This window comes from Grimontia marina (genome assembly GCF_900060185.1).
GTDB classification, from domain to species: domain Bacteria; phylum Pseudomonadota; class Gammaproteobacteria; order Enterobacterales; family Vibrionaceae; genus Enterovibrio; species Enterovibrio marinus.
In genome coordinates this window covers 43,849-58,601 of sequence record NZ_FIZY01000001.1, presented here as the reverse complement: position 1 = coordinate 58,601, position 14,753 = coordinate 43,849, and the positions used below count along the sequence as shown (strand labels likewise).

14 protein-coding genes are annotated in these 14,753 nt (G+C 50.0%); all 14 read right to left on the bottom strand.

From position 1 onward, the window contains the following. Positions 1-2: 2 nt before the first annotated feature. Positions 3-1,067: a flagellar motor switch protein FliM gene (gene fliM, locus GMA8713_RS00275; protein ID WP_062704597.1), complete on the bottom strand. Its 1,065-nt coding sequence runs from the start codon at positions 1,065-1,067 to the stop codon at positions 3-5. A gap of 7 nt (positions 1,068-1,074) precedes the next feature. Then, positions 1,075-1,581: a flagellar basal body-associated protein FliL gene (gene fliL / locus GMA8713_RS00270; protein WP_062704595.1), complete on the bottom strand. Its 507-nt coding sequence runs from the start codon at positions 1,579-1,581 to the stop codon at positions 1,075-1,077. Between the two features lie 65 nt (positions 1,582-1,646). After that, positions 1,647-3,581, bottom strand: a complete 1,935-nt coding sequence (locus GMA8713_RS00265) for a flagellar hook-length control protein FliK (protein ID WP_062704593.1) — start codon at positions 3,579-3,581, stop codon at positions 1,647-1,649. A 92-nt stretch (positions 3,582-3,673) separates the two neighbouring features. Next, on the bottom strand, positions 3,674-4,120 hold the full coding sequence (fliJ, locus tag GMA8713_RS00260) for a flagellar export protein FliJ (protein WP_062704591.1): 447 nt from the start codon (positions 4,118-4,120) through the stop codon (positions 3,674-3,676). Between the two features lie 7 nt (positions 4,121-4,127). Then, positions 4,128-5,444 carry a flagellar protein export ATPase FliI gene (gene fliI / locus GMA8713_RS00255; RefSeq protein ID WP_062704589.1) on the bottom strand — a complete coding sequence of 439 codons (1,317 nt, stop codon included), beginning with the start codon at positions 5,442-5,444 and terminating at the stop codon, positions 4,128-4,130. Further along, complete coding sequence (fliH, locus tag GMA8713_RS00250) at positions 5,428-6,453, bottom strand: flagellar assembly protein FliH (RefSeq protein ID WP_062704587.1); 1,026 nt, start codon at positions 6,451-6,453, stop codon at positions 5,428-5,430. Before fliH ends, fliI begins: the two co-directional genes overlap by 17 nt. Before the next feature lie 58 nt (positions 6,454-6,511). Further along, complete coding sequence (fliG, locus tag GMA8713_RS00245) at positions 6,512-7,552, bottom strand: flagellar motor switch protein FliG (RefSeq protein WP_062704585.1); 1,041 nt, start codon at positions 7,550-7,552, stop codon at positions 6,512-6,514. Next, positions 7,545-9,302, bottom strand: a complete 1,758-nt coding sequence (gene fliF / locus GMA8713_RS00240; RefSeq protein WP_062704583.1) for a flagellar basal-body MS-ring/collar protein FliF — start codon at positions 9,300-9,302, stop codon at positions 7,545-7,547. The genes fliG and fliF overlap by 8 nt, the downstream gene beginning before the upstream one ends. Positions 9,303-9,317: 15 nt before the next feature. After that, positions 9,318-9,629 (bottom strand): flagellar hook-basal body complex protein FliE, encoded by a 312-nt coding sequence (gene fliE, locus GMA8713_RS00235; protein ID WP_062704581.1) that lies wholly within the window; start codon positions 9,627-9,629, stop codon positions 9,318-9,320. A 126-nt stretch (positions 9,630-9,755) separates the two neighbouring features. Further along, a complete protein-coding gene (locus GMA8713_RS00230) occupies positions 9,756-11,162 on the bottom strand; it encodes a sigma-54-dependent transcriptional regulator (RefSeq protein WP_062704579.1) in 1,407 nt (468 codons plus the stop codon). After that, on the bottom strand, positions 11,162-12,208 hold the full coding sequence (locus GMA8713_RS00225) for a sensor histidine kinase (RefSeq protein WP_062704576.1): 1,047 nt from the start codon (positions 12,206-12,208) through the stop codon (positions 11,162-11,164). Before GMA8713_RS00225 ends, GMA8713_RS00230 begins: the two co-directional genes overlap by 1 nt. 178 nt (positions 12,209-12,386) lie before the next feature. After that, positions 12,387-13,862 carry a sigma-54 dependent transcriptional regulator gene (locus tag GMA8713_RS00220; protein ID WP_062704574.1) on the bottom strand — a complete coding sequence of 492 codons (1,476 nt, stop codon included), beginning with the start codon at positions 13,860-13,862 and terminating at the stop codon, positions 12,387-12,389. Between the two features lie 172 nt (positions 13,863-14,034). Continuing rightward, a complete protein-coding gene (gene fliS / locus GMA8713_RS00215; RefSeq protein WP_062704572.1) occupies positions 14,035-14,439 on the bottom strand; it encodes a flagellar export chaperone FliS in 405 nt (134 codons plus the stop codon). A 12-nt stretch (positions 14,440-14,451) separates the two neighbouring features. Continuing rightward, a complete protein-coding gene (locus GMA8713_RS00210) occupies positions 14,452-14,745 on the bottom strand; it encodes a hypothetical protein (protein WP_062704569.1) in 294 nt (97 codons plus the stop codon). Positions 14,746-14,753 lie beyond the last annotated feature (8 nt).

The following is a 14,753-nucleotide window of genomic DNA, read 5'->3' as shown; positions in this document are numbered from 1 at the left end:
AGTTATTCGTCCGAATTTTTGTCGCTCATATCTTCGAGCAACTCAATCGGTTCGTCTTCCAACAGGTTGACATCACTCTTCATCACTTCTGGACGCTTGAGCTTGTCAGTAATCTTTATCGCGAGATTGTCATTTGACTGTCCCATCTTGCCGCGGAATGTTGGCAAATCTTCGATAAAGACTGTACATGCATCTGGCATTTTTACGGGGATCACGTCGCCCGCTTCCAGCTCCATCAAATCGCGCAGCGACAGGGAGGTTTCAAGCAACTTCGCTGTCAATGCGACTTCCACATCCATCACCTCATCCTGAAGCGCTTTTGACCAGCGCTTGTCGGTATCCATCTTGTCACTCTGGATACCAGCATCAAGCAATTCACGGATGGGCTCGACCATGGAATAGGGCATGACAACGTGGAAGTCACCGCCACCACCATCAAGTTCGATGTGGAATGAGCTCACGACAATCACTTCTGTCGGGCTCACAATATTTGCCATTGCGGGGTTCACTTCTGAGTCGAGGTATTCGAACTCAACTTTCATGACCGGTGCCCAAGCATCTTTGTAGTCTTCAAATATCAGCTTGAGCAGCATTTGAATAACACGACGCTCGGTTGGAGTGAATTCACGGCCTTCGATACGCGCATGGAATCTGCCATCACCACCAAAGAAGTTCTCAACCAAGATAAACACAAGGCGCGCTTCCATAGTAACCAGTGCAGTACCTTTCAACGGACGGAAGCGAACCATGTTCAAACTGGTCGGTACGAATAGTGTGTTTTGGTACTCACCAAACTTCACCATCTGTACGCCGTTAATCGATACTTCAGCCGTTTTGCGCATCATATTAAACAAGCTGATACGCATGTGACGCGCAAATCGCTCGTTTATTAGCTCCAGGGTGGGCATTCGCCCACGGACGATACGGTCTTGTGAGGAGAAATCAAAATTCGACGCGGAAGCGATATCGCCGCCACCGTCACCACCAGAATCCTGCTCATCCTCTTCAACGTCGTCTACACCGTGAAGAAGCGCATCAATTTCGTCTTGACTGAGGAGATCGGTCACATTGCACCTATTGCATTACAAAGCCAGTAAATAACACCCGCTCAACGACTGTTTTGCCGGTGACTTTTTCCATTGCAGCCTGCACGGTATCTACAGCCTGCTTGCGGACTTCCATCTGTCCTTGCGGCGTACGCAGTTGCTCCACAGTTGCAGCCCCGAATGTTGTTAGGAGGCTATGTTCAACCAGAGGTAAGTTCTGCTTCGCCATTATCTCGTTCTGGTCACCACGCACCATCAACTGCACATTCACCTGCACTAGCCGCTGCTGCATGTCACCGGTGACGTTAAACACAAACGGTTGTGGTAACGACACATAAATTGCTTGAAGGTTCACAGGTTCAGGTTCTTCAATCACAATATCTTCTTCCTGTGGCGCGCTTTCGCCCCCCATCAGGAAAAAGAATGCACCTGCACCACCACCGAGTAACAACACTGCCGCTACGATGATAATGATCAGTTTCTTTTTACCACCACCGCCACCACCGTCGCCAGCTTCAATATCTTCATCTGCCATGGTTTACCTCAGTTAGGGGTTAATTCCGTTTCCAGCTCCAAAACAAGCGCAGCAAGAATGCTACATCAAGCATAATAGTCAACACGATCTTTCGGTGTGTTGACATAGTAGTCTTGGCTTGTCACAGAGTGATCTGTATCTTGTTCATCGCCCCGTCCAAACTGGGAAGAATTGCCTTGTCCACTTTGGCTTTCACCCTGTTGGGCTTGGTTACCTGCAAAAGACTGTCTTCCCCCTGCATCCTGATGCTGAACGGAAGACTGCGCAAGTTGCAAACCTTGTTGCTGCATCATTTCACGCAGGCGCGGTATGGATTGCTCCACCAGCTCCCTTGCAGCCTGATTTGCCACGGTAAACTGTACTGATGCCTGATCGTTGTTTACCGAGAGTTTAATTTGTAGTCTGCCAAGCTCTGGCGGGTCTAAACGAATATCAACATGCTTCAGGTTTTTCGACATCATCATGTTCACACGTTCAGACAAAGCATTTGCCGCTTCTGTCTGGTTCTGACTCATTTGCAATGGTGTCTGTACAGCTGAGGCATCAAGTTTCGCTACGGTTGTACCCGCCTGATGACCAAAGCTCGATGCCAGTTGCTGTGCCAAATGATCGGCTTTTGCTTCAGTACCTGGACGCGCGGTTTCTGTCAGTTGCTTGGCGGCGGTGGCTTCTAGCAAAGCCTGACTTGCTTCAGGTTGTGGCTGATTCGAACCTTTTTGCATTACCCCTGGTGTCCACGGTATAGCGGAGAATGCGGACATCGGTGTCGCTGGCTGGGTTTGTGGGTTCACCGCCGCATGCACAGCAGACGCAGCCTGACTCATATTAGCCTGTCCCGCTGGAGTTAAACCTTTAGCCTGCAGGTCAGCCAATGCCTTTTCTGGTTCACCGTTCATGGTTGAAGCCGCAGCAACCATCTGAGCCCGCATCATCATTTCTTGCTGAGCTTTTGTTCCCGCCCACTCAGGGGACTGGCTGGCTTTGGCCATCATCTCCGGTATGATTTCACCGTCACTATTAGTAGTGGCTACTGTAGGCTGACCCATTATAGATGCTGCGATAACAGGGGCATCTGGGTTTGTTGTTTCCTGCGCGATCAACGTGCGCAAAGCATCAACCGCGGCGATGAGTTCTGCATCGCTCAACGCTTTTGTTTTAACTTGAGCAGCACCACTTTCTGTTGGCACATTCAGTAAGCCAGTTTCCATTTCAGCAACCAGTTGCTCAACAATCATCCTCTCATCATCGGTGAGTATACTGATAGGCTTGGAAAGCAAAGCATCCACTCCAACTTTCGCCGCCTGCTCCAAATTGGGCGTGTTGGTATCGGCAGGTGTCTTTCCGTCAAGTTGAGGGACCGCGACTTTCAGTTCCGCTTTCGGTGCCTGAGCTTGCAATGCCAACGCGACTTTTACTTCTTCAGGCAGCGCTCCACTGTTATTGGCTTGTTGCGGCAAGCTTTTGCCATCAGCTTTGATCGATTCTACCTGAGCCGCTTTCAATTCCAGTGAAGCTTCATCTCGTTTGGTCTGAAGCACTTGATTAGATTCGTTCAGACGTTGTAACAGAACTTCACCATCCTGTTTGGCGGCCTGTTGGAGGTTCAAGGTGCTTTCATCGCCATTCTCAATCGCTTTTGTGGTTTTCGCGACCTGAGCATCAGCCTCGCCGTTAATGGCGAGCTTGGCGGCGACGTGTTCACCGTCGGCGTTAAAAATTTCTTTATCCAGCGCCAACTTTTCGGCATCTTCACCTTCAACACCCGCCAATGATTTTGCCAGCGCGGCATTGATTGTCTCTTCACTGACAGCATCACCTTCAGCAACGACCGCTTTTTCATCTGATATAGCTTCAGCTCCGCCAGAAACCAGCTGAGCCAGTTGAGAAAAGAAACCTTCTCCTTCGCTTTCAGACACTTCTGGAGACATGACAGCTTTGCCTTCGGCCATCGGCGCTTTGCTGCTTGATAAACCGGAGAGTAAGAAACTGGTTTGGCTCATAATTATCCCGCTTCAGATTCTTTATCGTTTGGCGCCGGAAACCTTGTCCGGCAACGTATTAGAAAGTTAAAAGCAATTATCAGGCCAAAATATTAGAACGAGGATTTCTGACGGGTGTATATGAGGGTGGCGAACTCATCCATCTGTTTTTGCTCCAGACGTTCAGCCCGCATTTTTGCTTCCTTTTGGCGCTTTTCCACCAGCCATTCCAAAGACTTGGTTTTTTGACGGCAATGCTGCCAATGTTCGCGGCACTGCTCTACATTGTCTTCAAAATCCATTGCCGCCTGGCGCTGTTTTGCCAGTGTTTCATCCAGTTGGACGATAAAGCGGTTAAGGTGACCATAGCTGCTGGCACTTAGGCCTGCCTGCCCACGTTCAGACATTTGACGAAAATAGTCCAGACGGTAGCGCTCAATCTGCTCCACCTGAACATAGTAGCTTTGCAACTCCTGCTGAGCAGCCACCAGCGTCAAATGAGCATGATGCTCCTGCTCTTTGGCTTGGTCGATAAGAAGGTTCATCGCCGCTTCTGACATGGATTACCTATTGAAGTGTAGACCGTAGCATGTTGACGCACATGTCATACGGCACCACATCTTTCATGCCCTGCTGCAGGTACATATACAAACGTGGTTTAAGGGTGAACGCCTGATCGATAGCCTGATCGGTTCCCGGCTTATAAGCGCCGATAGAAACCAAATCCTGATTTTTACGGCAGACGGACAGCACTTGCCGCACGGCGCGTGCCATCAGCATATGTTCATCATTCACTATGTTTGGCATCACACGGCTCACCGAGCGTTCTACATCAATGGCTGGGTAATGCCCTGCATCTGCCATTTCTCGGGAAAGCACGATGTGACCATCAAGGATCGCACGTGCAGCATCCGAAATGGGATCCTGCAGGTCATCACCTTCGGTCAACACAGTAAAAAACGCCGTGATAGAGCCCTGACCTTCGTTACCGTTACCCGCACGTTCTACGAGTGCTGGCAATTTAGCAAACACCGAAGGTGGATAGCCTTTGGTGGCTGGAGGCTCACCGACCGACAAGGCAATTTCACGCTGTGCCTGGGCAAAACGGGTCAGGGAGTCCATCAAAAGCAGCACATCCAAACCCTGATCACGAAAGAATTCTGCGATAGTCAGTGCGGTTTGACAGCCTTTCAAACGCATCAGAGGTGACGCATCTGCAGGAGCTGCTATGACAACTGAGCGCTCGCGTCCTTCTTTGCCAAGGATCTCGTCAATGAACTCTTTGACTTCGCGGCCACGTTCACCAATCAGCCCCACAACAACCACCTGTGCTGTCGTGCCTCGGGTCATCATACCCAGCGTCACGGATTTACCCACACCAGAGCCAGCAAAAAGACCAATACGCTGACCTTTACCGACTGTCAGCAAACCATTGATGGCTTTAATACCCACATCCAGTGGCGTATCAATAGGTTTTCTTGCCAACGGGTTGATAGCTGTAGGGGTGAAAGGAGCGGTTTGTCCGGTAAAGATATCACCTAATCCATCCAGCGGATTACCGACACCATCAATCACGCGGCCAAGCAATTCATGACCCACAGGAATGCCCTGTTCGCCAACCATTGGTGTCACGCGCGCGCCTGGGAGCACACCGGAAATTTGCTCGCTTGGCATTAAATAAAGGGTTTCACCGGCAAAACCGACCACTTCGGCTTCGATGGTTCCATTGAGGGTTTCGACTTTGCAAAGGCTACCAATAGGTGCGCGGCAACCGATAGCTTCTAACGTTAAACCAACCACACGCACCAGTTTGCCAGAGGCAACCGGACGCGTGGATAAACTGTCGGTTTTAAGTGCTGCAAGTCTTTCAGACAGGCTGACCATCATCATCTCCCGCCAGAACCTCTGCATCATGGATTTCTTCAGAAGTAGGTTCCATATCAAGCACTGGTTCGTCGCCGGAATTAGCAGGATTTAAATCTTGCTCTTGTTGAGCGACAGTGACATCTTCTCCTTGCTCGGGAATATCGCCCGTCACCAACTTGTCTGCGCCCTGAAGCACGTCCGCCCCGAGCCCATCAGCTGATGGCTCAGGCTCTTTAGGCATATTCTGCCCGGCAAAACGGGTCAGCATTTCACGAATGCGATCTTCCATCCGGTAATCCACCACAGAATCACCGCAAGCGACCTGGATATCGCCTCGATTGATGGCTGGCTCAGCAATCAAACGCCATTCGCGATCCCGCAGCGATTCCACTCTATGGGCGGTTGTCACCACATCCAAATCTTCGGGATGGAGATAAATAGTAATTTGACGACCATTCATTGGCAGTGCGTTCACGGCTTCACGCAGGGTATTTAAAATCACCTGAGGGTTAGTCTGAACTTCGGTCTGAATCACCGCTTTAGACAGGTGTAACACCAATTCAACGACTTGGTTTTGAACCTGGTGATCAACCTGCTCTAACGGGAAGGCAAGCTTAGTGAGAATCGCATCAAGGTGGTGGCAGCGATTTTCAATCAACTGCTGACCGTCATCCATTGCCTGCTGGTAGCCTTCTTCTTTGCCGGCTTCGAAACCTTCTGTTTTGCCTTCTCCGAAGCCCGCTTCTTTACCTTCAGTGAAACCCGCTTCGCGGCCTTCAGCCATGCCCTCTTCAACAGCAGACTGGCGGATTTGCTCCAACGATTCTGCGGTCAGCATGGAAAGGTCAAGTTCCGGTTCCTGATCTTCTTCAGCCAGTTCCGCAGGTTCCCAACCTGGATCGTAGTTCATCGCCGTATCACGCGGAGGCGCGTTGGACGGGTCGTAATTTGGAATATCCCAACGCTCCAGAACGCCCTCTGGCTGCTCGTTTGCACGAATATATCCGCGACGACGTTCTAAGCTCATGTTGTTACCTTATAAAACTCTTTATTAAAGCATTTTTGATATTGAAAAAGGTGCATAATTACAGGAATTCGTCCGCACCACCGCTGCTCAGCATAATTTCGCCAGAATCAGCCAACTTGCGGGCAACGGAAAGAATTTCTTTCTGAGCCGCTTCGACATCTGCCACACGAATTGGGCCCATGGTTTCGAGGTCGTCCTGCAGCATTTCTGCCGCACGTTTCGACATGTTGCCAAGGATCTTGTCGCGAAGACCTTCCTCCGCACCTTTAAGCGCTTTGAGCAGCGCTTCCTGAGGTACGTCTTTGAGAATGGCTTGAATACCACGATCGTCCACATCGGCCAAATTGTCGAAGACGAACATGAGATCCTGAATTTGTGATGCCATCTCTTCGTCGGTTTGACCGATTTGTTCCATCAGTGCCGACTCAAGCGAGTTATCCATATAGTTCATGATATCTGCAGCCGCTTTCAAGCCGCCGATCTTGGCTGCTTGCGCGCCGGCTTGGCCTGCGAATTGTTTCTCCATGATTTCATTCAGCTCATGCAGTGCAGCTGGCTGAACTTCTTCCAGGTTGGCAATACGCATCACTAGGTCAAGGGCATCACGTTCTGCAAACTGCGCCAGAATAACAGCTGATTGTTCCGGTTCCAGATATGAAAGCACGATGGTTTGTATCTGCGGGTGTTCGTTGATGATGATGGAGGCCACCTGACGGGGATCCATCCATTTTAGAGAATCCAGACCTTTAGAGCCGCTGCCCAGTACAATCTGGTCAACCAGATTGTTAGCCTTGTCTTCACCCAAAGCTGCAATCAGCGCATTACGTACGAAGTCTTCACTACCCAACCCAATGGCGGTATAGCCTTGGATTTCTTCTAAGAATGCTCGGTGTACCGCGTTCACTTTGTCTGGATTTAGGTCTGTCAGCTGGGTCATGGCACCACCCACTTTCTGAACCTGCTTCGGCTCTAAGTGACGGATGATACTCGCCGCATCCTGCTCAGTTAGACTAAGCAGCAGAATGGAGGCCTTTTCCATACCTGATAGCTGAGAAATATCAAAGTTACTCACAGCGCCATCTTTATCTTCTTTAGCCATCGTTACTTAACCAACTTTTCACTACCTGAGCAGCAAGATCAGGTTCATTTGCAACAAGAGCCCTGACTGCTTTGAGCAGGTCTTCATCTTTATGGAGATCAGGCAGGTTGAGGTTTGATGAGCTCATACCAAAGCTACTCGAACCATCCAGATCTGCGCCGATCAGGCCGATATCATCATCCGGGCTGAGAGGCAGGCCATCGGGACCAAGCATCTCGCCATTCGGTCCCAGTGTACCGTCGTCGTCTTTCGCTGGATTAATAAGTTTGGACATTGCTGGGCGAATCAAGACCAGTACCACCACGATGACAACCAGTGAAGCGGCCAGCCAGCGCACCCAATCGTTGAAATTCTCGTGTTCCCAAATAGGCACTTCACCCAGCGCCACTTCTTCCGGCGTAACAAACGGAACAGAAATGACTTCCAGAATATCCCCACGGTTTTCAGCGTAACCCACACCACCAACAAGAAGACGGCGAATTTTCTCAAGCTCTGCATCACCCACTGGTGTGCGGGTTATTTCACCGCTTTCCGGGTTCGTTGACGTCATGTAGTCCACCGCAACGGACACGGTTTGACGGGCAATGGTACCAGTCTGACCACGACGATGGCTGATGGTGGTATCTAATTCATAGTTCCGGGTCGCTTCGCGGCTCAATGAGCCTTTATCGCCAGCACCGCCATTTTTTAGATCCTGCACATCCTGAGGAATGGCGGAATCAACAGGTGGCTGATTACTGAGTGCGCCAGGAACACCAGCTACGTAGTCGGTGTTGTTGTAATTCTCGCGGGTGTATTCGCTTCGCGTTGAAGAGGTTGCAGGGTCGAAACGCTTACGGGTTTCCTCAATCGCACTGAAATCCATGGTGACATCGACCTGAGAGGTGTAGTTACCCAGCCCCAGTACAGGGATCAGAATCGCGTCAATTTTCTCGCGCAGTGATTGCTCTTGTTTACGCTCCAGCTCATATTCCTTACGACGCTGGGAGGCCATTGGGTCCTGGCTGCCCGAGCTCAGCAGACGTCCGTGTTGGTCTGTCACTGTCACACGGGATGGCTTGAGGCTTGGTACCGCAGATGCCACCATATCAACAATGGAGTCAACTTCTTCCTGGCCTAGCTGCGTGCTACCGCGAACGGTAAGGAAAACCGTCGCGGAGGCTTCCTGGTTATGGCGAACAAACACGCTTTGTTTTGGCATAGCCAGCAGTACGCGGGCTTTGCTGACAGCGCGGATTTTTTCAATCGCTGCAGCAAGCTGACGTTCGCGGCTCAGTTTGAGACGTTCTCGCTCCAGTTGCTGGGACACACCAAAGCCCATGTCCTGCATCAGAATGTCATCACCTTCTTCAGATGCTGAATTCAGGCCGGCACGGCTCAAGTTTAATTTAATCGTGGAATAGTCCTTGGCTGGCACACGAATCGTGTTGCCTTCCAGCTTATAATCAATTTTCTGTTGGTCGAGGTGGTCGAGAACCGGTATCAGTTCTTCGGTTTCGTAAGTCCCCAGTGGGCGCATTTCAGGTTCCTGAACCCACAAAAACAGCAACACAACAAGAGAAATACAAATCGCGACGGCAGCAACAAGGATCAATTGGCGCGCGATATCTACCCCACCCAAAGGACCGGTTGGTGTGACATCACGCTCCATCATATCCGGATCAGCAAACGATGATCCGCCATCTGTGGTGGCGGGCAATGCCGCAGCACCATCGTTGAGGGCAAGTTGTGTGTTGTTATCTTCCGCCACAGGTTAGATCCTAAATTAAACAGGCATGTTCATCAGTTCTTTATATGCTTCGACCAGCTTATTGCGGGTCTGGACCGTCGCTTCGAATGCCACGCTGGATTTGTTACGTGCAATCATTACGTCAGACAGGCTCACGCTGCGGTCGCCTTGGTCAAAGCGTGTCGCCATTTCATTGGAGGTCTTTTGGATCCCATTCACTGTATTGATAGCACCAGATAAAAGTTCGCCAAAATCTTGGGAGACCTGTTGACCAGTCGCAGCACGAGACGTGTTCTGCGCTTCCAATGCCATGGTCTGCATCTCATGTTGCATCGGGTTAATTTTCATAGGTCTTCCTCACTGTCAAAACTTTGGCAATTCCCGTCTTTTCGGGCTTTAGGGGCGTTCTGATTAGCTTTCATGCAATTATCAAGCCAATCCCAATAACGTACTTACTCAACAAAAAGCACCGCTTCATTGAGGAATATCGATGCCCGCATCACGCATTTTGGCGAGCTTATAACGAAGGGTTCGTGGGCTGATACCCAAGCGTTCAGCTACATCCTTACGACGGCCCTCACAGGCGCGTATTGTTTCCAAGATGATGGCAAACTCCTGATCGCGAAGCTCACTGCCAAGGCTGTCCGCCGAAGCCACGATGGACTCAGTGCGACTCGGTATAGCCTGTGGCTGGATAATCGGCGTAACGATTTCGTTGGAGGACACCAGATTTTGTAGGCTGCCCGCATCTTTCCAGTCCACTCCTTCAAGTAAGATATCGCCGGCTTCAATAATACCCTGATGGCAAAGGATCAGCCCACGCTGCATCACGTTGTCCAGTTCGCGCACATTCCCTGGCCAGCGATACTGTGTCAGTTTTTCGGCAGCCTCCTGGGTCAGTTGCGGCACCGCTTGACCCAGCTTGCAGCAATGGCGTTTAAGAAGGTGTTCTGCCAGAGGGATAATGTCTCCAACACGTTCACACAAAGGCAGCCAGGAGATTGGAAAAACATTCAGTCGGTAGTAAAGGTCTTCACGGAAGTTACCTTCTTCTACATATTGGCGCAGATCGCGGTTACTGGTTGCCAGCACACGTACATCAAGCTTGATGCTCTTCCGACTACCCAGGCGCTCAACTTCACGTTCCTGAAGCACACGAAGTAATTTAGCTTGAAGCGCTAAGTCCATCTCACTGATTTCATCAAGCAAAATGGTGCCGCCCTGTGCCTGTTCAAATTTACCAGGACACGCCTGGACCGCACCGGTAAAGGCACCTTTTTCATAGCCAAACAGGGTCGCTTCCAGCATGTTTTCTGGAATCGCCGCACAGTTAATAGCAACGAAAGGACCTTCCATACGCAGTGAATGGCGGTGAATATGACGTGCCATCACTTCTTTACCTGAACCACTCGGACCAAGAATCATCACGTTAGCATCAGTTTTGGCAACACGATCCGCCAATGCAATCAACGCCTGGCTTTTCGGGTCAGCAACGACTGCGTCACTGTTATCCGCTTTCACTGGCGCATAGCGGCTCACCATGTTTAGCAGCACTTCCGGCGCAAACGGCTTTGCCATGTAGTCGATAGCGCCCTCTTTCATGGCAGCTACTGCATCCTGAATGTTGGCGTAGGCTGTCATCAAAAGCACGGGCAGGTTGGGATAATTCAGTTTGAGGTTTCTCAACAGCCCCAGACCATCCATGCCCGCCATCTGTACATCAGAGACCACGATGTCGACCGTTTCATTTTTCAGCAGTAACAAAGCCTGCTCGGCACTGTTTGCTTCGAGCCACTGGTAACCTGCAAGCGCGAGGGTATCCACCAAGGCTTCACGCAAGCCTTCATCATCTTCAACGATAAGTACTTTGCTCTGATTCATTATGCTTCTCCTGATACCTCTTCCTGCGTGGTATCGCAGTTGTCTGCCAGTGGTAGGCAGAGCGTAAAACAGGCACCCTGGCCCGGTTGAGATTGAAGTGTCAGCCGGCCTTTGTGGGCATGGCAGACCATTTGAACAACAGCGAGACCAAGGCCTGTGCCTTGTTGCCTCGTTGTGAAAAAGGGTTCAAGAATCTTGCTTTGAAGTTCTGGGGCGATACCTGGACCATTATCAGCCACCGACAGGAAGAGCTGTCCATGAATCGCACGGGCATCGACGACAACTTTGCTGCCTTTACCAGCAACCTGAATGGCATTAACGACCAGATTCGACAGCGCACTTGCCAGCGCATTCATGTTGCCCAGCAACTGATGGGATTCATCATCGCAGTTAATTTCAAAATCGACCTGTTGGCTGCTGACGAGTGCTTCGACCATGGGCTCAAATTCATTAAGCAGGTGCTCAAGCGAAAAGATGTTTACGACTTTGTTGTCACCGCCTTTAGCAAACAGCAGCATGTCATTGACCTGCTTTTCAAGATCATGAAGCCTGTCCACCAGCTTCATCTGGAAGCGTTTACGGGTTGGCTCATTGAGGTTTGGCGCACCGAGGTTTGCCGCATAAAGTAAAGCACTGGAAAGTGGCGTACGCACCTGATGCGCCAGTGAAGCAACCATCTTACCCAACGAGGAGAGGCGCTGGAGATCGCTGACACGCGATTGCAAAAGGCGGGTTTCCGTCATGTCGGTAATAAGAATGAGCTGACCGGAATCAGAAGCGGAAATGCCGAGTTTCACTTTGCGTCCGTCACGCAGTGAAACTTCATGACCGTCATCTTCTCGGGGCGAAAACGCTCGGTTGATCACATCAACCCAACGCTCTTGCGTCAGCGGAGTGCCAAGCAGACGAAATGCTTCTGGGTTGGCTTCTGCCACCCGGCCGAACGGATCGAGCAATATCACGCCTGCTGGCATGACATCTAATACCTGTTTGTATCTCAGCACCTGCTGATCGACGGTTCCCAAAGGAGAATGATTGGCTTCCATAATGCTCGACTATTTAGCTCTCTTTTTTCTGACGCCAGATAGCTCCAAGCAGATAATGTGCCAATTATTAATTTGATAAGATTCAGATAGTTAGACAAAAAGACACAAAAAAGCGAAGTCAAAAAAATGACTTCGCTTTCATATGAATCAATTCCGTATCACGAAGGAATGTTTGCGATCAGGCAATATCTTCTTTGTTCAGGCCGTATTTACGCATTTTCTCAACCAGTGTTGTGCGTCGCATACCCAGCATATCTGCTGCGCGTGCCACGATGCCCATTTGCGCCTCCAGTGCCTGACGAATCATGTCTACTTCCAGGTCTGCCAGCATCGCCTTAAGGTCAACACCTTCTGGTGGGAGCCCAGCAGTCGAAGGATTGGCAAAGCCAGGCATCTCTTCTTCCGGTTCATCCATTGCAAACACGGCATGAAGAGCATCACGTTCCAGATCCTCCTCTGCTTCAAAACCACCCAGCGTCTCAGGCTGAAATTCGGGAATGTCGCTGTAACGATATTTCTTCGGCAGTCTGTTCACATCCACCATTTGGCCCGGATACAAAATAACCATGCGCTCAATCAGGTTCGCGAGTTCACGAACGTTACCTGGCCAGTCGTGTTCCATCAGCGAGCTGATAGCACGAGGCGTCAGGTGCACCTGATTCCCGCCTTCTGCCTCCAAACGCGCCATCAGTTCCTGAATCAGCAATGGTGTATCTTCAATACGTTCACGCAATGCCGGCATTTCGATAGGGAATACGTTCAGGCGATAAAATAGATCCTCACGGAATGAGCCTTCTTCGATCATAGTGTCGAGATTGCGGTGTGTCGCCGCCACAACACGCACATTCACCTGAATGGTCTTATTGCCGCCAACACGCTCAAAGCAACGCTCCTGAAGCACACGAAGTAGTTTGACCTGCATCGGCTGCGGCATGTCGCCAATTTCGTCCAGGAATAGAGTGCCGCCCTCTGCCAGTTCAAAGCGGCCTTTACGCGCAGAAATTGCGCCAGTAAATGCCCCTTTCTCGTGACCGAACAGTTCACTCTCTAGCAGTTCCGGTGGAATCGCACCGCAGTTTACGGGCACGAAAGGCCCTTTACCGCGCTGCGAATGGTAATGGATGTTGCGTGCAACAACTTCTTTACCGGTACCAGATTCACCTAGAATCAGTACGCTGGCGTCGGTTCCAGCAACTTGCTCGATAAGATGACGAACATCAGCGATAGCTTCACTACGACCAACCATGCTTCTGAAGAGCGTATTTTTTCGGCTAAGTTGAGGAATGTTAAATGCAAGCTTGCCAGAAAACTCCTTACAGTGTCGGAGTGCATCAGCAAGTTGGGGGTAATTTAGTGGCAGCTCAAGCTCACCAACAAAATTCGGCAGTCCAGACAATTCCGTTTTATGTTTCGCAAGCGCTATAACAGGAATATGATTGTTAATTGCCAAACTGTCCAGCACCTGTGAAAAGCGCTGTGGTGAGTGAATGTTACCCAGAAAGCAAGCGCCCTCGGCCTGTTTCCAATGCGAATCATTTAGCTCAGTGGTCGAACATAGCAGGTATTGCTCACCAATAAACTCCAAGACAACGCCTAAATCGTGACGAAATTTTTCATCATCCTCGATAACAAGAATCTTCGTTAAACCTTGCATGTGTGAGATATATCTGCCCTAAAACTTTCTAAGTCATCGGCGAGACGAATGTCACCAATAACTAAATAATCCAGCTATTGTAATTATTGCTTGCTATAAGGCAACCAGAGACACAATAAAGCTGTGACTCCAGTACCAAGACAGAATAGATTGTAGTGAATCCGACGAGATTTTATGCGTCTGCAGAGGTGATATTGTGATACTCAGCCGGTATTTGATCCCACGCTGATTTAATTTCGCGCAAAATATCGATCACATCGTCGATAGGTGTTTCCAAGTTGTCTCGGTTTGCCTCAGAAATTTGACGGATCATAAAGTCGTAAAGTGCATCCAAGTTAGTTGCAATTTCACCGCCATCATCCATCGACAAACACGTACGCAGGCTAATGATAATATCCAGCGCCTTACCCAGACGTTCGCCTTTCACTGCAACGTCACCTTGCAACATTGCCGCTTTGCCCTGAACCAAACGTTCGATAGCGCCCGCCATTAGCATTTGAATCACCTTGTGTGGTGATGCAGCACTCAGCTGGCTGTCTACTGAAACTTTTTTGTAGGCCTGAAGTGACCCTCTCATAACATTCCTCACCTACTCGAACTTTTTATAAACTTGCACTGACTGGCGCCCTTTCTTAAAACGACTGGCATGGGCGGCAGCGCTATCACGCTGTACTTTTATAAGACTAAATAACTGCTCTGTTCTGGCGATTGCCTTTGACCATGCAGCTTGTTCCGGCTTTTCCGGCAACACCGTGATTTCTGCCAGACATTGTTTTCTATTATTCAATAACCGTGCCATCTCACTGGAGTCGACAGGGTCTGAATTCAGTATTGCCAGAAGCTGTTCATCAATCTCTGACAGTTGGGATAGCAAAGCTTGCATCGTCATCT